Source organism: Rhodococcus sp. YL-1 (assembly GCF_001942025.1).
Lineage (GTDB): Bacteria > Actinomycetota > Actinomycetes > Mycobacteriales > Mycobacteriaceae > Rhodococcus_F > Rhodococcus_F qingshengii.
In genome coordinates this window covers 5,588,895-5,609,033 of record NZ_CP017299.1, presented here as the reverse complement: position 1 = coordinate 5,609,033, position 20,139 = coordinate 5,588,895, and the positions used below count along the sequence as shown (strand labels likewise).

The following is a 20,139-nucleotide window of genomic DNA, read 5'->3' as shown; positions in this document are numbered from 1 at the left end:
AGGTCCACGAACAGCGAGGACCGCAGCGAAAGCTACGAATCGAGGAACGCATGACGAATCTGCTCGCTCATCAGCAATGGCACGGAAAGATTTTCGACGGCCAATGGATCGACGGAGGCGGTGACACCGTCGAGTCGCTCGAACCGGCTACCGGCGAGGTGCTCGGTGTGATCGGCACGGCGACTGCTGCGGATATCGATCGAGCGGCACACATCGCGTCGGCCGCGCAGCCGGCGTGGGCGGCGACGATCGGGCAGGCTCGCGCTTCGGTGATCCGTAAGGCAGCGCAGATTTTGGAAGCCGAGCGAGCCGAGGTGGAGCGCTGGTTGATCCGTGAAGGTGGTTCCGTACCAGGGAAAGCCGCATTCGAAGTTGATCTTGTCATCTTCGAACTGTGGGAAGCCTCGGCACTGCCGACACAGCCGTTCGGGCACCTTCTGCCCGCCAGCCAGGAGGGGCGCACGAGCATCGCTCGCCGGGTGCCCCTGGGTGTGGTCGGCGTGATCAGCCCGTGGAATTTCCCGCTTCTCCTCGCCATGCGCGCTGTCGCCCCCGCCTTGGCGCTCGGAAATGCCGTCGTTCTCAAGCCGGATGTTCAAACCGCGATCAGCGGGGGTGCGGTCATCGCGGAATTGTTCACGTCCGCAGGTCTTCCCGAAGGCCTCCTGCATGTGCTCGCCGGTGACGCGGAACCTGGTCAGGCATTGTGCGAGAGCCCGAGCATCGCGATGGTGTCCTTCACGGGTTCGACCGCCGTCGGCCGTCAGGTCGGGGCAACTGCCGGTCGCACGCTCAAGCGTGTCTCGCTGGAACTGGGTGGGAACAATGCGCTGATCGTCCTCGACGACGCAGACCTGGATGCCGCGAGCTCGGCGGGCGCGTGGGGTTCGTTCCTGCATCAGGGGCAGGTCTGCATGACCGCAGGCCGCCACATCGTGTTGGAATCGGTCGCCGATCAGTACCTGGACCTGCTGGCCAAGCGCGCAGCGGTCCTGCCGGTCGGGGATCCCAATACAGGCGACGTCGCTCTCGGACCGCTCATCAACGCGCGGCAGATTGCGAACGTCGATCGAATCGTCCAGGGCACCAAGGCGGCCGGCGCCGAAATCCGCGCCGGTGGAACATACGAAGGGCTCTTCTATCAGCCGACCGTCCTGGCCGGAGTCACCTCGGACATGCCCGCGTTCCGTGAAGAAATCTTCGGGCCCGTGGCGCCCGTCGTGATCGTCAAGGACGAAGACGAGGCAGTCAGGTCGGCCAATGACAGCGAATACGGTCTGGTTGCTGCCATTCAAACAGGATCGGTTGAACGCGGCGAGCGGATCGCGGACCGACTGCGTACCGGCATCGTGCACATCAACGATCAGACTTTGAACAACGATGCCTATGCACCATTCGGTGGCACGGGTGCCTCCGGAAACGGCGCGAGATTCGGAACTCAAAGCAGTTGGGACGAATTCACCACCTGGCAGTGGCGAACCAGCCGGCCAGCGGCGCAGACTTTCCCCTTCTGAAGTCGAAAGGTACTCCTATGCGCACCATCTCGGCTCACGATCTTCCCATCGTATTGCAGGACGGCGAATTCGAATTGCGGATGCGAGAAGAAGGCGACATGATCGTCAACTTCGTCAAAATTCCTGCTGGTGCAGACTTCGCCGAACCGTTCGCACAATTGGAAGGCGGGCGCTGTCAATGTCCGCACTACGGATACGTCTTGAAAGGAAGGATCTACACAGATTCCGAAGCAGGTCGGCAAACCTACGGTGCCGGCGACGTGTTCTACTGGGCACCCGGTCACGTTCCCGGAGCGATCGACGACTCGGAGTATGTCGACTTTGCTCCCAAGGCTGAATTCCTCGAACTTATCGACGGAGTGCGTAAGGCGATGGGCGGCTGAGCTGTTCGGCCGCCACCGAGGTCAGCGTATTCCGTCGCGACGTAGTGCGACGGACACTGCGGCAGAGCGGGTATCGACACCGAGTTTGGCGTAGATGTGCCCGAGGTGTGTTTTCACCGTCGCTTCGCTGATGAAGAGTGCTTTACCCAGCTCGCGGTTGGTCATCCCCTCGGCGAGCAGGCTGAGCAGTTCGGACTCACGGGCGGTGAGCGCTTCCTGCGGGCGCTGCATCTGCTGGACGAGACGAGAGGCCACAGTGGGAGAGAGAACGCTGCGCCCGGCTACCGCGCCGCGCACCGCGCCGAAGATCTCGTCGGGCGTTGAGTCCTTGAGTAGGTAACCGATGGCACCGGCGTCCACGGCCCGCACGACGTCGGCGTCGGTGTCGTACGTCGTGAAAACCAGTACGGGAACATCGACACCGTCGCTTCGCAGGCGTTTGATCGCCTCTGCACCGTGCATGCCGGTGCCCATGTCCAGATCCATCATCACCAGATCCGGTGAGGCCGACGGTATCGCCGTGGCCGCCTCCTCGCCGGACGATGCTTCGCCGACTACTTCGACGTCCGGCTGAGTGTTCAGCAGCGCTCTCAGCCCGGCTCGCACGACCAGATGATCGTCGACGAGGAACACGCGAATGGTGGTGGTCACCGGATCCTCCGTTCGAGAGGGAACTGGGCCGCGACGACGGTGCCGTCTCCCGGTGCACTTTCCACGGTGAACGATCCGCCGAGCTGTGCGACGCGGCTTCGCATCGCACGCAGGCCGTATCCACCGTACCGAGAATGGTCGGCGAGCTTTCCCGGATCGAAGCCGACGCCGTCGTCGAAGATGTCTACGGAGACGGAGTGGTCGAGATACGTGATCGTCACGCCCGCCGTTTCGGCGCGAGCGTGGCGGGCGATGTTGGAGGACGCGCTCGAGACCACTCGCACGACGGCATGAGCTACGTCCGAGGGCAAGATGACGGCTTCACCGACGGTGCGGATCCGAACGGCCGGGACGAACTGGCGGGCGGCGGCCACGACCAAGGCGTCGAAGTCGCCCGTACCGCCCTTGGTCGGCGCCAGATCGTGGACGAGGTCGCGACTCTGCATCAAGCTCGTTCGGATGTTCTCTGCTGCGGCATCGACATCGGCTCGAGACGGCGAACCCGTTGTATTCCACGTTTGTTCGGCTGCCTCGAGCCGTAGAAGGGCGCTCGCCAGTCCCTGGGTAACGGTGTCGTGGATTTCGCGCGCGAGGCGCTCTCGCTCAGCGGCAACGCCGGCAGCGCGTTCGGTATCTGCCAATGCAGATTGCGCTTCTGCTACCTGACGCAGAAGCCGAAGGCGTTCTCGGGCATCTCGTTCCATCTGCCCGTACGCGGCCGCGACCAGTGCCGCGGTGCACAGCGGCCCGAGAAGTGTCACCAATTCGGCACGACCGGTGACCCGGTAGAACGCGATACCGGCGAGGACGCCCAGGATCCCGACGAGGGGGTAGGCGATCTTGCTCGGATACAGACGAATGCAGAGGAAGAGAACGGGAAACGCACACCACGCGAAACTCGGGGCAAGCCAGACCAGCGCTGCCCATGCGCTCAGTACCGGCCACATCCACAGCCGTTGGCGAACCACATCTCGCGAGGACACCGTGGCCATGACGGCGTAGAGCAGGGCGAGGACCACGGCCAGGACGAGTACCACCCCGAACCGACCGCTGGTCCCGTGGACTGTGACGTACCGAACTCCCGATGTAGACAGCAGTACGAAGAACGACGCGTGGATCGCATACGCCAACGGGCCGCGTAGGCCGCGTTCGGCGTCGGCGTTCATGGCTCCGTTACTCATCCCTCGAATGTTACGGAGGGCGCCAGGCCGTCGTATCAACCATTCGGACGATATCCGGGTAGCCGTAGGGGGCACGGTTCGTCACCCGAGCGCCCGATGTGCGCACCCGCCCTCGGACGCGACGCTGTAGTGGACGGTTTCGAACCATTCGATTGAAAGTGTGCCCGATATGAACCACCGCATTTACACACGACTTCCCCGTACGCTCGCTGTCGCCGTTCCGGTTGTCGCAATCCTTGCCAGCGCCGCATGCTCGACCACCGACACACCGGTGGCGAACGCATCGAGCACGACGTCGATTACTGCCACGCAGCAGCCTGCCGCGACCGGTGATTCGGCGATTGTCACTCAGAATCGACTCAGTGCCGACGCAGCAGTGAAGGCTGCTGGTGCGGCCCTGGCGAAATGCCGCGCCGACGGTCTCGGCTTCGTCACCGTCTCCGTCGTAGACCGTGCGGGAAATGTCATCGCCATGGTGCGCGGCGACAACGCAGCCCAGCACACGGTGGAAGCCTCACGCGAGAAGGCATACACCTCTGCAGCTTTCGGAGCCGACACCAGTGACCTCTCGCAGCGTACCAAAGGCGAAGGATCAACCATCGCCGACCTTCCCGGCACTCTCTTCCTTGCAGGTGGAGTCACATTGAAGGCTGGAGCCGGGTCGATCGCCGGTATCGGTGTCGGTGGCGCTCCAGACGGAATGCAGGACCAAGCGTGTGCTGCCGCAGGTCGTGATGCGATCGCTTCGTCACTCGGCTGAGTGAGCGCATTCAGCGTGCTTCGTGAATTGTGCTTTTCGCCACCTGGATTCGCTCGGCACGACAGTTGTCCGATTGTTGCGATGACCTCGACTTTGTAACACCGGAGCCCCCGGAAAGGGACAAACACGTCGACAGTGGAACCGACGATGCACTTACCGAAGCGAGTTTCTTGATGCGCAGTTTCGGGGAAAGACACAACCTTGCAGAGAATCAGATTCACGTTGCCCGAACGCAATACACGGCGGGTGCGGGTGCTCGTAGCGGCGTTGTTGTCGATATTCCTGCTCGGCGGTATGTTCGGTCCGACCGCTGCGAGTGCTACTCCGGCGCGCTCGGCGCCATGGGGTGGGTACGACGAGTTGTGGGTCCCGTCTTCGATGGGAAACATCAAGGTTCAGGTGCAGTGGGCCGCGCGCGGTGGCAACGCCGCGTTGTACCTGCTCGACGGTCTTCGCGCGCAAAACGACAGAAATGCTTGGAGTTTCGAAACGAACGCACTCGATCAGTACCGCAATGACAACATCACGTTGGTGATGCCGGTCGGCGGTGAGTCGAGTTTCTACACGGATTGGTACGCGCCGTCCAATTTCAACGCTCAGCCGATAACGTACAGGTGGGAAACGTTCCTCACCCGCGAGCTTCCGGACTTCCTTGCAGGGTATGGCGTTTCACCAACCAACAATGCGATCATCGGGTTGTCGATGGGCGGCAGTGCCGCGTTGAACCTGGCGGGGCATCATCGGGATCAGTTCAAGTTCGCCGGCTCGCTGTCCGGCTACATCAATATCTCGGGTCCGGGTATGCGTGAAGCGATCCGCGTAGCCATGTTCGACGCCGGCCGGTACAACGTCGATTCGATGTGGGGCCCGCCGTGGTCATCCGGATGGCTTCGCAACGACCCGTTCGTCAACGCGGAATCGCTTCGCGGACTGTCGATGTACATTTCGTCGTCCAACGGCATCCCGGGACCGTACGATCATCCCTCTGCGCCGATCGATTACTTCCACACGGCGACGGGTATGGGGCTCGAGGCGCTCTCGTGGGTGCACGCGCGTGCATTCGAAATTCGCCTGAAATCCTTGGGAATCCCAGCGACGTACAGCTTTCCGCCCGCCGGAATTCACTCGTGGCCGTATTGGTCTGCTGAATTGTGGATGGCCAGAGGACAAATCCTCGACACCATGAACGCCTGGTGAAGCTGTAGTGAGGATCTCTCCGGACTTGCTCTCGATCGAAAGTCCGGAGAGAACTCGCTCAGAAGGCGATGATTCCACGGAGGTTGCGACCGGCATGCATGTCGGCGAAACCGTCGTTGATCTGGTCGAGGGTGTATCGGTTGGTGATCAGTCCGTCGAGTTCGAGCTTGCCGCTGGTGTAGAGATCGATCATCCAGGGAATGTCGGCGGTGGGATTGGATGCACCGAACAGGGATCCCTGAATTCTCTTCTGGTACAGCGTGAGTTCCATCAGGCTCACGGGAATTCCGACGTCCGTCATCTTCCCGAGGCCGGTGACGACGCAGGTTCCTGCCTTGCGGATCGACGAGAATGCCTGCGCGACATGTTCTCCGGTGGTGACACCGACGGTGACGATGGCCGAATCCGCGCCCTGGCCGTTGGTGAACGAGCGCGCTATGTCGGTGGCTTCCTCCATGGTGGCCACGGCATGGGTGGCGCCCAACTTCAATGCACTGTCGCGCTTGAACGCAACCGGATCCACCGCGATCACGTGGGCGGCGCCGGCATGCGAGGCGCCCTGCACCGCGTTGATTCCGATTCCGCCGACGCCCATGACGATGACAGTCTGCCCGGGATACACCTGAGCGGAGTTGACCGCGGCGCCCCAACCGGTTCCGACGCCGCAGCCGAGCAGACACAAAGCGTCGAGTGGCAGGTGCTTGTCGACTTTCACAGCCGAGAGAGTGCTGACCGTGGTGTATTCACTGAAGGTGGACAGGCCGCAGGTTTGTGCGACGGGCTGACCGTCGAGAGACATTCTGTAACTCGAGGTTTCGCCGGGTCTGCTGCCAGTCATGATGGCGGCGCCGTTGTCGCAGAGGTTCTGGATTCCGCTTGCACACCAACGGCAACGGCCGCAGGCGGCGAGGAACGAGAACACGACATGATCGCCCTCGGACCATCCTTCCGTGTTCGGCCCGACCTCGACGACGATTCCGGCGCCTTCGTGTCCGCCGCAGATGGGGTAGCGGCCGACTCCGTGGTCGCCGCTGGCGATGTGATCGTCCGAGTGGCACAGGCCTGAGGCGACCATTTTGACAGTGAGTTCGCCGCTGCGGGGTGAATCGAGTTCGAGATCGACCACCTCGTATGTGCCTGGTGCTTGGCGAATGACGGCTCCACGAGTGCGCAAGGTATCTCCTGAGGTAAGAGTTGTTCTTCGGCTTCCTCAGTTGTCTACTCGAGAGTTCAGGACGGGCTCGAGGCCTATCTCACTGATCGGACGTTTCGTATCTCTCAGACTCGTCCGGGGTGCGTCCCAAGATGGCGAGTTGCAGTTCGGTGAGCAGTCGCGTATCCGGCTCGTCCAACGAAATGCCCATGATCTGTTCAGCGCGCCGAATGCGGTAGCGCAGCGTGTTCGGATGTACTTTCAGAGACGAGGCGGCCTTCTTCACATCCCCGAAAGCTGTCAGGTAGGCCGTGAGCGTGAACTGCATGTCAGAGGTGTTCTTGTCGTCGTACGAGACGAGTCTGTCGATACGAGGGTCTCGCAATCGCTCGTGATCAGCAACGAGGTCGAGTATCTCGCCCAGCAACACCGCGGTGCGTGACGCCGCGAGTGTGGTGACCTTCGAGGTTTCGTGATCATCGGTGGTATCGAGCACGCGGTCCACTTCTCGACGCGCCTCGGGTACGCCGTGCAATCGCGCGATCGGGACCGCGACGGCGGCGCGCACGCTGATGCCCGCACGGGCCTCGACTACTCGCACGGTGTCGTAAGCCCAGTCGCTGATCGCGACCTCGTGTTCGGCCTGAGGAAACAGCACGTAGATCCGGTTGTCGATGATCGTTGTGACCGCGTCGCTGCGGAATGCGCTGGCGCGCAGGCGCAAGGCGTTGGTGATTCGATCGAGATTCGATCCGGGCGCGAGTGATGTCGCAAATCCGATGACCGCAGACGGTCCGTCGGTGTTGATGCCGAAGGAGCCGGCCAGCGAGTGCATGTCGACTCCGCCGGAGCGAACGCCGAACAGCCTTTGCAATTGGGCATTCTCGCGGCTGGAGGCGTCCAAGGTTCGCATGAGAATGCGTGCGGCGACTGCCGCTGCACCCCGCAATACCGCTTGGGCGTCGTCGGAAAGAGGTTCAGAGGCGCGCTGCACCCAGATGCTGCCGAGATTGTGTTGGTGTGCAACAGAACCCGTCGGCGCTGACAGGTCCGGGCGGGTGATGCTCACAGCCAACCTGTGCGCGGCTCCGATGCTCGGCTCGGAGGGCAGACTGATGACCTCGTCCGATCGCCTGAGATGCTCGAACACGCCTCTGCGCTCTATCCATTCGGTGTATTCGATCGGCCACTCCCGGCCCAGTATGGAGAGCTGACGGAGTTCGTCTTCACCTTCGTGAGCAGCTGAATATGCGATGACATGGAGTGCCGTGTCGTCGATCGTCACGAGTCCGCCGGTCAATTCGGCGATCGTCTCCGAGAGCGCGAACAGATCCGAATCGCCACCGGCCACAGCTCCTGAGACGGCCCGCGAACGGTACATGCTCTGTGTCAGAAGTCGTTGTACGAGTGAATAGACGTGTCCGGAACTAGCCTGCGGATGTACCGCGGCCACTGCGATTCCGATGTTGCGTGCGGCGGTGAGAAGCGTCGTCGCCTCGCGCGCATTCTTGACGAGCAAGAGCTTCGGACGACGCCTCGCCGGCCTGCCTTCGAACTTTCGCAGCCACTGCGTCAACGTCGATTCGGGAACCCCCACGGGAAGGTAGATGTCGGAGATCGCACCACGGCTGTCGGTGCCGTCGATATCGGAGGACTCGACGAGGGCGATCGAACGGATTTCGACATCGAGTCCGTCCGGGCTTTCCAGAAGCTCGATCACGGACTTGTCCGTGGAATGCATGAGGGCGCCGAGGGTGGTGCCGACACTCGGCCCGTTATTCCTCGGACCTGTCGACGCTTGCGGGAGGGCTACAGAAAGTGGCTGCACATTTGCTCCTCGGCCAGTGGGTCATTACAGGCTAACCCCGACAGACGAAATGCAGAATAAGGAAATAGGGGACAAATTTATTCGTCAGGCATGGTGATGCCGAGTTCCTGCACCTTTTCGGCGACTGCCTCTGGAAAAACGTTCTTGAACAGATAAAGGTCTTGTCCGATCACCCAACCAGGTGCCAACGCTGTCGCATATCGCTCGAAGTATCCGAGTTGTTTACCGAAAAGAACCAATTCCTCGGGACTCGCAACGCCCCACTGCTTGCCCAACTGAATCAGTGCCATGATCAATTCACTGAGCTTGAGTTCACCCAGGTCACGGCCGAGAATCGGGGCCAGGGCCGTTGCGACCTGCATACCGAGCTGATCGTCGTCGACCTCGTAGTCGGTTGCATATCCCAAGGATCGAATTCCGCGGGCGACACGGGCGAAATCACCGTCGATGAGGGTCGCTCGGAACATGTCGGAAAGGATGGATCTCCAGGTCTCGGGAAGGACGCCGACGATGCCGAAGTCGAGCATCGCTATCCGGCCGTCGTCGAGGACCCACAGATTCCCGGCATGTACGTCTCCGTGAAACGGACCGTGAACGATGACTGATTCGAGCCAGACCTTCACTCCGCGTCGGATCAGCATGCGGGCTTCGTCGATACCGTCCGGACCGGCGACGAACCGATCGAGCGGAACGCCTCGCATGCGTTCCATACAGATGACTCGGGGGCCGCAGTAGTCCCAGTACACCTCCGGTGTCGTGACTCCTTTGTTGTCGCCGAACGCACTGATGTTGTTCCGGAAAGTGGTTTGCCGGTCGGCCTCGACCGCGCTGTTCAATTCCGTCATCGTGGCGTTGTGCAGATCGCGAATGATGGCGGTGGCATTGGCAATTCGAAGGAACTCGACAAATTTCTCGAGGATGTTCGCGCCCCAGTACGCCGCCCGCAGGTCGATCAGCATCCGCGCATAGATGTCCGGACGCTGGATCTTGATGACCGCCTCTCGGCCGTCGTGCAGAACGCACGCGTGTACCTGCGCTACCGATGCGGCCGCGAGAGGTACGTCGTCGAATTTCGCGAACAGGTCGTCCACGGAGTAACCGAGGTCCTTCTGCACGACGCTTCTGGCCTGCTCGGCCGGGAAAGACGGAACATCGTCGAGGCAGCGTAGGCATGCATTGGCGACGGGGGCCGGGAACAGGCCGGACGACGACGCGACCAGTTGGCCGAGCTTGACGAAGGTGGGCCCCAGCGCGATGAAGCCGTCGACCATCCCGTCGGAAGCAGCGTCTGCCCAGGTGCGGCCACGCTTGCGGAAAGGCCACACGATCAGTGCCAGCATGATCGACGTGGACAACACGACGGCGATGATCGCGGAACGCCACAACTGGGCGAGGCCGAAGCGTTCGAGGTCCGGCATGCGGACTTCGAGGGCAGTGGCGGGCACTCCTGACGAGTACGGCCCGACAGGTCGCGTTGGATCCAGCACAGCTCTCCCTCGTTCAACGAGCGCATCCAGCATTTTGCCGTGAGATCACTTACGCGACCCCTTCCGTTAGTCAGTATGCCAAGTCACACATAACTGCCGGAACCGCCTACGCATTCAGCCTACGATCGGTGAATGCGTGAGCACTTGATCCCGATCGGCGAGGTTGCAAAATCGTTCGGAATCGCGGCGTCGACCTTGCGGTATTACGAGGACGAAGGACTGCTGTCCGCGCGGTCGCGAACTGGCGGCAAACGCTGGTACGGGCAGCGTGAGCTGCGACGGCTGGCATTGATCCGGATGTACACCGAGACGGGAATGTCCTTGGAGCAGGTGCGGTCCTTCATCGAAACCGACACCACGTCCGAGCAGTTCTCCACGGTTCTCGCAGATCAAGTGTCGACGCTCGAGGCGCAGATATCCGCAGCCAACCGAGCGAAACTGATACTCGAGCATCACCTGACCTGTCGGCAAGAGCGTCCGATGCAGTGCCCGTGGTTGCTCGAGCAGCTCGACATTCGTGTCGAAGCGGCGCTTGACTTCAAGTTGACTTGAACCTTCATAGTTAGGGCGCACTTACCGCCTTATCCGGAGGTTGACCATGTCGGCACGACGATGGCTGCCGCTCATCGCCGCATGCATCGGAACTTTCCTGTTACTGACGTACGCCACGATCACAACGATCGCGGTGCCGGCCATCGCAGTCGGTTTGGACGGCAGTACGGGCGCGATGTCATGGGTCGTCGACGCCTACACGCTGGCTCTTGCCGCGCTTCTTGTGGGCATGGGCGCACTCGGCGATGCGTGGGGACGCAAACGCCTCTACATCTGCGGACTGGCCGTGTTCCTGGTTGCAACGGCCGTGTGCGCGATTGCTCCGGACGTCACGGTTCTGGTCGTTGCTCGCGGCGCGCAAGGAATTGCCGGTGCGGCGATGTTCGCGACACTCCTGCCTCTGCTCGGCGACGCATATTCGGGCCGCGATCGGCACGTGGCCTTTGCCGCGTGGGGTGCCGTCGCTGGATTGGCGGCGGGAATCGGCAATGTTGCAGGAGGGCTGCTGACGCAGTTCTTCGACTGGCGTGCGGTCTTCTATTCCGGAATCCCCGTGGCCGCAGTGGCGCTCGCAATGGCTGTGTTCTGTTTCGCCGACAGTGAGCGCGGCGACGACAACATCGACTGGGCCGGAATCGTTTTGTTCACCCTCGCTGCCGTTGCCGCGGTTCTCGGCGTGACGTGGGGCGGCGACATCGGGTGGGCTTCGTCGTCGACAGCTCTTGCCTTCCTGATCGCAATCGGTGCGCTGACGGCGTTTGTGTTCTGGCAGCGTCGAGGCAGCAGTCCGATGCTCGATCCGGCATTGTTCCGATCCCTGAAATTCGACGGCGTCCTCGTCGCTGCTTTCGGGTACTACCTCGCGGCCTACGGCCCGCTCGTAGTCCTTTCACTGTGGCTGCAGAACGGGCTGGAACTGTCGGCATCGGCGGCCGCACTCGTGCTCTCGATTCAACCGCTCGCTTTTGTCTTCGTATCGGCCTTGTGTGGATCACGGCTTCAGCGCGTCGACCTTCGACTGTCGCTCGGATTCGGGACGATCCTTTGCGGAATCGGTTGCGTGGCCATGCTGTACGTTCTCGCCGAGCCGCTCTGGCCCGCACTGATCGCCGGGCTGATTCTGACCGGTGTCGGTTCGGCGATGGTGTCGCCGGTGCTGCCGGGTGCCGCGATGTCGGACGCCCCGGCAGAGCGCGCCGGGACGGCTTCGGCAACAGCCAACTCGTCGCGTCAATTCGGGCTTGCCGTCGGAATTGCGTTGTGCGGCTCGCTCTTCGTCGGTCCGGACGAGTTCGCCTTGCTGTGGCCGTTGGTCTTCTGTGCCGGCGTCGGAATGCTCACGGGTTTGGTGTCGATCCTTCTCTTTTCTCGTTCGTCAACTCCTGAAACAGTTCAACCAATCGCCGAAAGGGCACACACATGACCACGCTGTTCACTCCACGACCGCACCGGCGTATCGAGATGGACTGGAATCGCCGCAGGTTCCTCGGCGCTGCAGCAGGATTGGCTGCTGTGCTGGCAGCGGCCGGTTGCTCGCGTTCGGACGCAGACGCCGGGGGCGAAGGCGACGCAGGCTGGTCCTTCACCGATGATCGCGACAATCTGATCGAATTGGATTCACCCCCAAGGACATTTGTCACCTACACCGGTATCGCGGGTGCTCTGTGGGATTACGGACTGGTGCCTGTCGGAGTTTTCGGGGCACTGACACGATCGCCGGGATCAACGGACACCAGCATCTCCGGCAATTTGGATTTCTCGAAGACCGAGATGGTCGGGCAGCTCTGGGGACAAGTGGAACTCGAGAAGATCGCTGCGCTGGAGCCGGACGTCGTCATAGTCCCTCAGCTGCGTGGTTCGGCACTACTCGACGAAGCGAACTTGGATGCGGTGAAAGGCTTGTCGACAGTACTGTTCGTGGAAACGGCAGCAGGAACCATCGACCGAGCCGTGCAAGAGATCGTGGAACTGGCCGTGGAACTCGGGGCGGACCAGGATATGGAGGCTCAGCGAAAAGACTACGACGCTGCGCGTGCACGGATCTCCGAAGTTGCTTCTTCGCTGAATAATTCACAGGTTTTGTTCGCGTCCGCAGATCCGGACACGATTCGTGTCAGTCGTTCGGGATTCCCGATCCTTGCAGATCTGGCGGGATTGGGCCTTGCCGTCGTCGATCCGGCCGCGGGATCGTCGGTCTACGTCGAGAAACTGGCTTGGGAGATGGCGGACCACTATCCGGCCGACATGATCTTCCTCGACGATCGCCCGTCCAGTTTGCAACTGGATACGCTCGGAACCAATCCTGCGTGGTCCAACTTGCCCGCGGTGAAGGCGGGGAAGATCGGGACCTGGAATCCGGAACCCGTGCTCAGTTATGCCGGGATCGCCCGTACGTACAACGATCTGGCTGACCAGCTGCTGGCATTCTCACATTCCTGACCGCCGCGTCGTCTACGACGTATGGACCTCTTCACCGATCTGTCTGCTCGAGTTGATTCCCTCGATTGGCCTGCGCTGATCGAGGGAATCGACTCCAGTGGGTGTGCCCAGACGACGCCGATACTCGACGAGTCGGAATGTCGCGAAATTGCTTCCTGGTACTCGGACGTCGACCGGTTCCGGAGCACCGTCGACATGGCTCGATACCGTTTCGGACAAGGGGAGTACCGGTACTTCGGTGATCCCGTACCGGAGCCGATCACGGCTATGCGATCCGCCTTCTACCGACACCTCCTGCCCGTGGCGCGGGAGTGGGCGTTCAAGCTGGGCGAGGGTGCACCGTGGCCGGATTCTTTCGAAGAATGGATCGATCAGTGTCACGACGCCGGTCAGAATCGCCCTACCCCGATCCTTCTGTCCTACGGACCTGGTGACTGGAATGCATTGCATCGGGACTTGTACGGAGAGTTGGTGTTTCCCTTGCAAGTCGTGATCGGGCTCGACAGACCTCGCATCGACCACGTCGGCGGCGAGTTCTTGCTCGTGGAACAGCGGCCGCGCGCCCAGTCGAAAGGGACGGTGACAGTTCTCGAGCAAGGTCACGCGTTGATCTTCACCACGCGGGATCGACCGGTGCAGAGTTCTCGTGGGTGGTCGAGAGCCCCTGTGCGACATGGTGTCAGCGTGGTGCACTCGGGTACGCGTCGAACATTGGGATTGGTGCTTCACGATGCCGAGTAAGACGTACATTCTCCGCGACGCTCGCAACAAACCCTACGAGAGTTCGACGCCCGGTGTGCTTGGCGGGCACCGGAAAACGAAGATCTACGGGCGACTCGACTGTCGAGGGGCTGCGCAGGCAATCGCGCGTGGCGGGTATGTCGCCAGTCGGGTGTTCTTCGCGGACGAGCCGACCGCGATTGCGGCCGGCTATCGCCCCTGTGCCGTCTGCATGCCCGAAGGTTACGCAGCCTGGAAGGTAGTTGCTACGCGCCGAAGCGGTCGCGGTACTCCTTCGGAATGAGCGGCTTGTCGCCGCGGACCTTCAGCTGCTGGACAGCCCAGGTATTGCCGTCCGGGTCGGCGAATCCGAAGAAGGTGCCCCCGTCACGCTCGTCGAAGACGGTGACTTCACTGGCATCGACGCCGCGGCCGATGAGCTCTTGGCGAGCCGCTGCAGCGTCGGCCACGACCAACTGCAATCCCTTCAACGAACCAGGGGTCATCTCGGTCTGCGACGGCAGGTTCCCGATGACGATCGAGCAGCCCGAACCACGCGGAGTGAGCTGGGCGACCGTCATGTGTTCGTTGACGGTGTGGTGGTCGAGATCGAAACCGACCTTGTCACGGTAGAACTCGATGGAGCGGTCGAGGTCACTGACGGGAACGATGACTACTTCGAGGGTCCAGTCCATGAAACTGCCTTTCGCTGAGGAGGTTCGGGCAAACAGGTGGTCAGAGTTGCGCGACGATCTTGTCCAGGCGTTCGTAACCTTCGGTGACGCCGAGCTCCATATTGCTCTCGATCATTCCGTCTCGCGCTTCGAGGCTCGGATATACGGAATGGCCGGAGAGGCGGGTGCGTCCGTTGCCCAGATCCTCGAACGTGATCGATTCGATGCTGACGACGTCGGGAAATCCCTCGTATTCGAAGGTCTGGATGGCAAAGTCGTTCTCGCGAACGACGTGAAATACACCGTTGAACCGGAACTCTTCGCCCTCGGGGTTGCGATGGACGTACTTGTATCGACCGCCGCTCACGAACTCGTATTCGTCGATCTCCATCTCGTATCCGTTGGGGCCGAGCCACTGCTTGACCAGATCGGGATTCGAATGAGCTGCGAAGACGGCACTGACGGGTGCGTCGAATTCGCGGGTGATGTCGATGTACGGCACGCCCTCAGGAGCCGTGATGGTGACGGGATTGGTGGTAGCCATGGCTAAGTCTCCTTCTGTGTGGTGCTGAGTAGGTGATCGAGCTTGCGGAACTGTTGTTCGTGGATCAGTCGATAGCGGTCGATCCAGGCGGTCAAAGCCTCGAGAGTTGCGGCGTTGAGATGTACCGGCCGCCTCTGGGCTTCGCGGCTGCGAGTGACCAAACCCGCGGCTTCGAGTACCTGAATATGTTTGGAGATGGCCTGTTTCGTGATCTCGAACGGCTCGGCCAACTCGTTGACCGTTTGGGGGCCGGTGCTCAGGCGGGCGATGATCCGCCGTCGTACCGGGTCGGCAAGCGCCATGAACGCTTTGTCGAGACGCTCGTCTGCCCCTGGATCCACGATCACTTGTCAACCATCTCCTTTATCAACCAACCTGTTGATTACGATACGAGCCCATGCCGAGGGTGTCAATGCTTCGAAACCGATTAGCGTGGAAACCATGAACGCTCTGATTCCTCGGCCACGATTGGAAGTGGCGCCGGGGGCGATCCTCGTTCCGGATTGGCTCAGCGTCGAACAGCAACGCTTCTTGGTGGCCGAGTGCCGACGGTGGGCGACCGCACCCGTACCGATGCGCTCCGCTGTTGTCCCTGGTGGGCACAAGATGTCGGTGCAAACAGTCTGTCTCGGTTGGCATTGGCAGCCGTACAAGTACACGCGCACCGCCGACGACGTGAACGGTGCGCCTGTCGCAGCGGTGCCTGACTGGCTCGTCGACCTCGGCCGGGCCGCAGTTGCCGCTGCCTATGATGATCCGACTGCGGGGGAGCGGTACACGCCGGACACCGCGCTGATCAATTTCTACGACGAGGGCGCTCGGATGGGCATGCACCAGGACAAGGACGAGCGCTGCGACGCTCCCGTCGTCTCACTGAGTGTCGGGCAGAGTTGTGTCTTTCGATTCGGGAATTCCGAGAACCGGAACAAGCCGTACACCGATGTCGAACTCCATTCGGGTGATCTCTTCGTCTTCGGTGGAGAGTCTCGGTTCGCATATCACGGAGTGCCGAAAGTTATTGCGGGAAGTGCAAGTCCCGACATAGGTCTGCCGTCCGGGCGGCTGAACATCACCCTGCGGGATACCGGAATGTCGTGACTGTCTCACCCCTGCTGTGTCACTGGTGCAGCAGGGTCGAAGTCTGCGCTCGAAGGTCCGTCCCCGACCATCTCGATCAACTCGGTCGACGGTGGAGTTGGCAGCGTGCGCCAGCGCTCTCGTTCGAGGTTGTGGGGTTGTGTCTCGTTCATGCCCTCATTATCGACTTTCGGCTCCGATCCACCAGTCGGGGATGGGCCGGGTGCAATTCGGTAGGCCGTTGAGCGCCCCGCTCTCTCGTCGACATCCTCGGACCTCAGCACGTCGACGACAGTTCGGGTCGCGGCACGGGTCTGGCGAGGTTGGTGGGTGGATTCGAGGCGACCGTGGTTCGCTTATCCCAGTGTCTTGTTGCGGCCGGCGAGGGAGCCGAAGACGAGTTGCACGGCCAGCAGCACCAGCAACGCGATCAGAGGAGTCGTCCAGGAATCGACGGCGTCGTGCAGTGCACCGAAAACGAGGGGACCGGTGGCGGCCAGAAGGTATCCGACGGACTGTGCCATACCCGAGAGTGCCGCTGCTTGACCGTGATTGACAGTGCGTATTGCGAAGAAGGACAAGGCAATGACAATCGATCCGCCGATGCCGATGCCGAGGAATGCATTCCACAGCAGGGCCCAGGAGGGGAGGAGGAGTTGGCCGAGAACTGCCACTGCGGCGACCGACACCAGCCCGAGGACGGCTCCTCTCTGATCCTTGGGCAGTTTGTGCAGGAGCACTGCTGTGAGGAGGCTGCCGATGATCGAGAATATTTGCATGATGCCTTGATGCAGTCCGGCGGTAGCCGCGGTAGTGCCGTGTGATTCTTCAATGGTGGGCCACCATGTCAGAACGGTGTAGAAGAAGAGAGATTGGACGCCCATGAATATTGTGATCTGCCACCCGAGTGCTGAGCGCCAGGGGGAGCGATGGCCGCCTGGATGGGAATCCAAAGCCGCAGCATGATCGTGTTTCGGAAGCGTGCGTCGGCGAAGTTGGGGAAGGAACACCCCAAATCCTATGAGAGCCATAGCAGCCCAGATTCCGAATGCGATCCGCCAACCGTGATCGGTGAGACCGGCGATCGGCACGGCAAGTCCGGATGCGGTTGCGGCGACGGCTGCAGAGACCGCCGAGAAGATGCCGGTCAAACGGCCGGCTTCGGTCGGGAAGTCTCGTTTGAGGAGCGCCGGCAGTAGAACGTTCATTGTTGCGATGGACATGCCGAGCGATACGGTACCGATCCACAGCGCAGGCATCCACGGAACAGAGCGGATCACGATCGCTAAGGCGAGCATGCCGAGTGCTGCTGCGAGTGTCCGTTCCATTCCCCACCGAGCTGCGATGACCGGGGCAACGGGGGAGAACACTGCGAAGCACAGCAGTGGAAGGCTGATCAGCGCTGATGCTGTTGTCGACGAGATATCGAGATCGGTGCGTACCTCACCGAGTAGCGGGCCGACGACTGTGATTGAGGCTCGAAGATTGGCTGCGATGAGAAGAATGCCAGCGATAACGAGTCCTCGGCGCATTATCGGTATCGCGCTCGGGGCAGACGCCACGTTTTCGGTGTCGGAGATGACGTTAGCCATGGGTGTGCCCTTCTGAGATTGTCTGTGCGCTGAACCTCTTGTGTGTCAGCTACTTCGGCATGTTTTGCAGAAAGAGGGATCGGCTGTGGTCCATCAGTCGGACCACTGCGGCGGCTGCGCCGTCCGGATCGCGGTCACGGATGGCCGCAAGCAGCTGCCGGTGTGGGTCGTCGTCGGTCCAAGGTCCGATGAACAGCTGTCGAGTCTCCTTGTCGGACTTACCTTGTGGGATGCTCATGGTGTCAGAGCGATCGAGACTGCGGTAGATGTCCGTGATCAGTTGGTTCCCGCTCGCTGCGAACATCTCCAGGTGGAAGTCGAGGTCGTACTCGACGGATTTGGCGACGTCGGGCTCAGCGTCTCGGCCATCCAAAGCCCGAGTCATTCGGTCGATGTCTTCGGGCAGGGCTCGTTCGGCTGCGAGTCGGGCGGCGTAGAGCTCCAAAGCTTCACGGGCTTCGAAGATTTCGAGCACGTTCTCCGCCGCTGCACGTCTTTGAAGTGCAATTTCGAGTTCTGAGCTCGCGCAGACGTAGGTTCCGTCTCCCGGGCGTGCTTCGAGGAGGCCGGCATGGACGAGGCCGCGAATGGCCTCCCGGACCGTATTGCGGCTCGCGCCGGTCATTTCGACAAGTTGATGCTCGCCGGGGATCTTCTCCCCTAATTCCCAGTTGCCAGAAGTGATCTGGGACCGCAGTTGTTCCGCGATCTGCACTGAAAGTGGGATGTTGCGTGCGGTGGGTGCGATACGGGAATCCGGCATGAGTCAAATGTAGGACATTTGGCGATTTGTGGATAGGTTTACCTTTGTGATCTAGGGCACTCGGGTTCGGATCGGCCTGGGCGGGGTACCGCCCTTCCGCATGTCTGCGTGCACGTGAGTGCTCCTGCCGACCGCGCACGGGGCAGTTGACTCGACTCGAAGGGCAACTGCGATCGATTCCTCACGGAACCTCATGCCTAGCAGACCCTCACGTGCGGGTCATTGCTGCGATTCCAGCGTCCACGCGGGCTGGTCGGTCACTTCCGGGCCGTCGTGCAGCACCCAAACACACGGCTCGGAGATGTAGGTGGCAGCATCGGTGAACCAGTATGTTTCGTCGGGTGCCCAGCCCGCGATGACGCTCGCCGTGTCGGTATCGACCTCGATCGCGGTTCCTGCTGCCGCGAGGTATCCCGTCACGGTAAGGTGCACTCCCTCAAATCTTTCCGCGACTTGCACCCAGTCGGGGATGACCCACCTGCCTGATCGGCCGGTAGTCCGGTACCAAACCTGCCGCGTTTCTGCGGTGACCTCGAGCGGGAACCGTCTGCACAGCTCCGACCAGGCTTGCGCGCTGTCGATCTCGTAGATGCGTGCGCCAGTCGGTGGCCGCAATGCTCGCACGACGACCCGTTCCCATCCCATGCTGTCTTCGACGAACCACAAGCCCGCCGGAGTCCCGTCGAACAGCGCCCTCGTCGAACCCTTAGTGGGTGGATTCGACCACCAATAACCTGACCAGTTCGCCGCGGGATCCACCGGGCGGTCACGTTCAGCTCTCGCTTCAGATTCCAGGGTGCTCGTGCGCCACTCGCTGAGGAGTTGTTGCGCAGCAGGCACTTCGTCTGTGTCCGGAGATTCCTCACCTCTGCTCATAATCGACCATTGGTCGGATGAGGGGAGCGAGGTTGACCACCACCGCGCGCATTCGGAGCCGGCGATGTGCTCGGCGACGCGTCGAAGCTCATCGCGCATAACTTCGGTGGCGACGAGGACGTCTTCTCCGTCGGGATCCTGCCAGTAACGCGCCGCATCGACCGCTTCTGCGAGGGCGGAGCGTAGATCGACGGCGGTGACGTCGGGGAGCGATATTTCCGTGAGGCTGCGCGCCACGTCCTCCGCGGTGACTATGGTCTGCCGGGCCTCTTCGGCGCCCGGGCCGAACAACACTCGGGAGGTTCCTTGTCCGACGTCGAGGTGATACGCCGCCCGGTGAGCGCTGATGCGGAACATGTCGTCGCCTGACTCGGGACGCAGGGCGCGTTCGGCGTCGATCGCATACGCGAGCAGCATCCGGCGCCCGCGCGGGCCCGACAGCAAAATATCCGCAGTGAGCATCTGTTCTCCCGTTTTCTGGTTCAGATGACGGTAGTCGAGGTCAGCGAGATGGAGAGCCTTCTCCCGTGATGTCAGAGCTCCTGGCCGTTTCGTCGCGCACGACATGATCGCCACACACTGCATTCGGTGGCGAAGGCGGACGGAAGGGAGCCCCAGGCTGCTGCCAGTTGCGTGAACGCCGCTTCTTCGGTGTGCGCGATCACTGCCGTCTTTGTGTAGCTGTGGTTTTCGTCGATCAGAGCTCTCTGTTTGCCTGTAGTGACTGCGGAATAGGCCCTATTGATTG

General features: G+C 61.5%; 22 protein-coding genes. 10 read left to right on the top strand and 12 right to left on the bottom strand.

Annotated features, from left to right (window positions below; genetic code table 11):
* Positions 1-50: 50 nt before the first annotated feature.
* Positions 51-1,514 carry a benzaldehyde dehydrogenase gene (locus BH682_RS26155; protein ID WP_075835495.1) on the top strand — a complete coding sequence of 488 codons (1,464 nt, stop codon included), beginning with the start codon at positions 51-53 and terminating at the stop codon, positions 1,512-1,514.
* Positions 1,515-1,531: 17 nt separating this feature from the next.
* Complete coding sequence (locus BH682_RS26150; RefSeq protein ID WP_075834574.1) at positions 1,532-1,897, top strand: hypothetical protein; 366 nt, start codon at positions 1,532-1,534, stop codon at positions 1,895-1,897.
* A gap of 21 nt (positions 1,898-1,918) precedes the next feature.
* On the opposite strand, the gene BH682_RS26145 is transcribed toward BH682_RS26150, so the two are convergent.
* Complete coding sequence (locus BH682_RS26145; RefSeq protein WP_007729766.1) at positions 1,919-2,548, bottom strand: response regulator; 630 nt, start codon at positions 2,546-2,548, stop codon at positions 1,919-1,921.
* A complete protein-coding gene (locus BH682_RS26140; protein ID WP_030536467.1) occupies positions 2,545-3,714 on the bottom strand; it encodes a sensor histidine kinase in 1,170 nt (389 codons plus the stop codon). Before BH682_RS26140 ends, BH682_RS26145 begins: the two co-directional genes overlap by 4 nt.
* Positions 3,715-3,898: 184 nt before the next feature.
* Between BH682_RS26140 and BH682_RS26135 the strand changes: the two genes are divergently transcribed.
* Positions 3,899-4,489, top strand: a complete 591-nt coding sequence (locus tag BH682_RS26135) for a GlcG/HbpS family heme-binding protein (protein ID WP_003940245.1) — start codon at positions 3,899-3,901, stop codon at positions 4,487-4,489.
* 294 nt (positions 4,490-4,783) lie between these two features.
* Positions 4,784-5,686 (top strand): alpha/beta hydrolase, encoded by a 903-nt coding sequence (locus tag BH682_RS26130; RefSeq protein ID WP_223304593.1) that lies wholly within the window; start codon positions 4,784-4,786, stop codon positions 5,684-5,686.
* A gap of 58 nt (positions 5,687-5,744) precedes the next feature.
* Here the strand turns inward: BH682_RS26130 and BH682_RS26125 are convergent, their stop codons facing one another.
* The 3 genes from BH682_RS26125 to BH682_RS26115 form a co-directional block, all read right to left on the bottom strand.
* Positions 5,745-6,860, bottom strand: coding sequence for an NDMA-dependent alcohol dehydrogenase (locus tag BH682_RS26125; protein ID WP_042447159.1), 1,116 nt, complete (start codon positions 6,858-6,860; stop codon positions 5,745-5,747).
* Between the two features lie 79 nt (positions 6,861-6,939).
* The gene (locus BH682_RS26120; RefSeq protein WP_223304589.1) at positions 6,940-8,667 is read right to left on the bottom strand and encodes a PucR family transcriptional regulator; all 1,728 of its coding nucleotides are present in this window, start codon (positions 8,665-8,667) and stop codon (positions 6,940-6,942) included.
* 77 nt (positions 8,668-8,744) lie between these two features.
* Positions 8,745-10,154, bottom strand: coding sequence for an ABC1 kinase family protein (locus tag BH682_RS26115; RefSeq protein ID WP_003940433.1), 1,410 nt, complete (start codon positions 10,152-10,154; stop codon positions 8,745-8,747).
* Between the two features lie 132 nt (positions 10,155-10,286).
* On the opposite strand from BH682_RS26115, the gene BH682_RS26110 reads away from it, so the two are divergent.
* Genes BH682_RS26110 through BH682_RS26090 form a run of 5 tightly spaced genes read left to right on the top strand, consistent with a single transcriptional unit; the run spans position 10,287 to position 14,169 of the window.
* Entirely contained in the window at positions 10,287-10,706 is a 420-nt protein-coding gene (locus tag BH682_RS26110) for a MerR family transcriptional regulator (RefSeq protein WP_075834569.1), read from the top strand.
* 46 nt (positions 10,707-10,752) lie between these two features.
* Positions 10,753-12,129, top strand: a complete 1,377-nt coding sequence (locus BH682_RS26105) for an MFS transporter (RefSeq protein WP_075834567.1) — start codon at positions 10,753-10,755, stop codon at positions 12,127-12,129.
* The gene (locus BH682_RS26100) at positions 12,126-13,145 is read left to right on the top strand and encodes an ABC transporter substrate-binding protein (RefSeq protein WP_075834565.1); all 1,020 of its coding nucleotides are present in this window, start codon (positions 12,126-12,128) and stop codon (positions 13,143-13,145) included. The genes BH682_RS26105 and BH682_RS26100 overlap by 4 nt, the downstream gene beginning before the upstream one ends.
* Before the next feature lie 21 nt (positions 13,146-13,166).
* Complete coding sequence (locus BH682_RS26095) at positions 13,167-13,886, top strand: 2OG-Fe(II) oxygenase (protein ID WP_075834563.1); 720 nt, start codon at positions 13,167-13,169, stop codon at positions 13,884-13,886.
* Positions 13,876-14,169 carry an Ada metal-binding domain-containing protein gene (locus tag BH682_RS26090; protein ID WP_030536475.1) on the top strand — a complete coding sequence of 98 codons (294 nt, stop codon included), beginning with the start codon at positions 13,876-13,878 and terminating at the stop codon, positions 14,167-14,169. Before BH682_RS26095 ends, BH682_RS26090 begins: the two co-directional genes overlap by 11 nt.
* Here BH682_RS26090 and BH682_RS26085 read toward each other — a convergent pair.
* From BH682_RS26085 to BH682_RS26075, 3 genes are read right to left on the bottom strand one after another with little or no spacing between them, the layout of a single operon-like run.
* Positions 14,132-14,560, bottom strand: coding sequence for a VOC family protein (locus BH682_RS26085; RefSeq protein ID WP_007729747.1), 429 nt, complete (start codon positions 14,558-14,560; stop codon positions 14,132-14,134). The genes BH682_RS26090 and BH682_RS26085 overlap by 38 nt on opposite strands.
* 40 nt (positions 14,561-14,600) lie before the next feature.
* Positions 14,601-15,083, bottom strand: a complete 483-nt coding sequence (locus BH682_RS26080; protein ID WP_003940319.1) for an SRPBCC family protein — start codon at positions 15,081-15,083, stop codon at positions 14,601-14,603.
* Between the two features lie 2 nt (positions 15,084-15,085).
* Positions 15,086-15,430 carry an ArsR/SmtB family transcription factor gene (locus BH682_RS26075; protein ID WP_003939956.1) on the bottom strand — a complete coding sequence of 115 codons (345 nt, stop codon included), beginning with the start codon at positions 15,428-15,430 and terminating at the stop codon, positions 15,086-15,088.
* A gap of 94 nt (positions 15,431-15,524) precedes the next feature.
* Between BH682_RS26075 and BH682_RS26070 the strand changes: the two genes are divergently transcribed.
* Complete coding sequence (locus tag BH682_RS26070) at positions 15,525-16,181, top strand: alpha-ketoglutarate-dependent dioxygenase AlkB family protein (protein WP_037128920.1); 657 nt, start codon at positions 15,525-15,527, stop codon at positions 16,179-16,181.
* A gap of 5 nt (positions 16,182-16,186) precedes the next feature.
* Here BH682_RS26070 and BH682_RS36445 read toward each other — a convergent pair whose 3' ends face one another.
* From BH682_RS36445 to BH682_RS26055, 4 genes are all read right to left on the bottom strand, one after another.
* Positions 16,187-16,333 carry a hypothetical protein gene (locus tag BH682_RS36445; RefSeq protein ID WP_165639009.1) on the bottom strand — a complete coding sequence of 49 codons (147 nt, stop codon included), beginning with the start codon at positions 16,331-16,333 and terminating at the stop codon, positions 16,187-16,189.
* A gap of 183 nt (positions 16,334-16,516) precedes the next feature.
* Positions 16,517-17,752, bottom strand: a complete 1,236-nt coding sequence (locus tag BH682_RS26065) for a CynX/NimT family MFS transporter (protein ID WP_075834561.1) — start codon at positions 17,750-17,752, stop codon at positions 16,517-16,519.
* Positions 17,753-17,801: 49 nt separating this feature from the next.
* A complete protein-coding gene (locus BH682_RS26060) occupies positions 17,802-18,515 on the bottom strand; it encodes a FadR/GntR family transcriptional regulator (protein ID WP_003940486.1) in 714 nt (237 codons plus the stop codon).
* Positions 18,516-18,734: 219 nt separating this feature from the next.
* A complete protein-coding gene (locus BH682_RS26055) occupies positions 18,735-19,853 on the bottom strand; it encodes a hypothetical protein (protein WP_075835493.1) in 1,119 nt (372 codons plus the stop codon).
* Positions 19,854-20,139 lie beyond the last annotated feature (286 nt).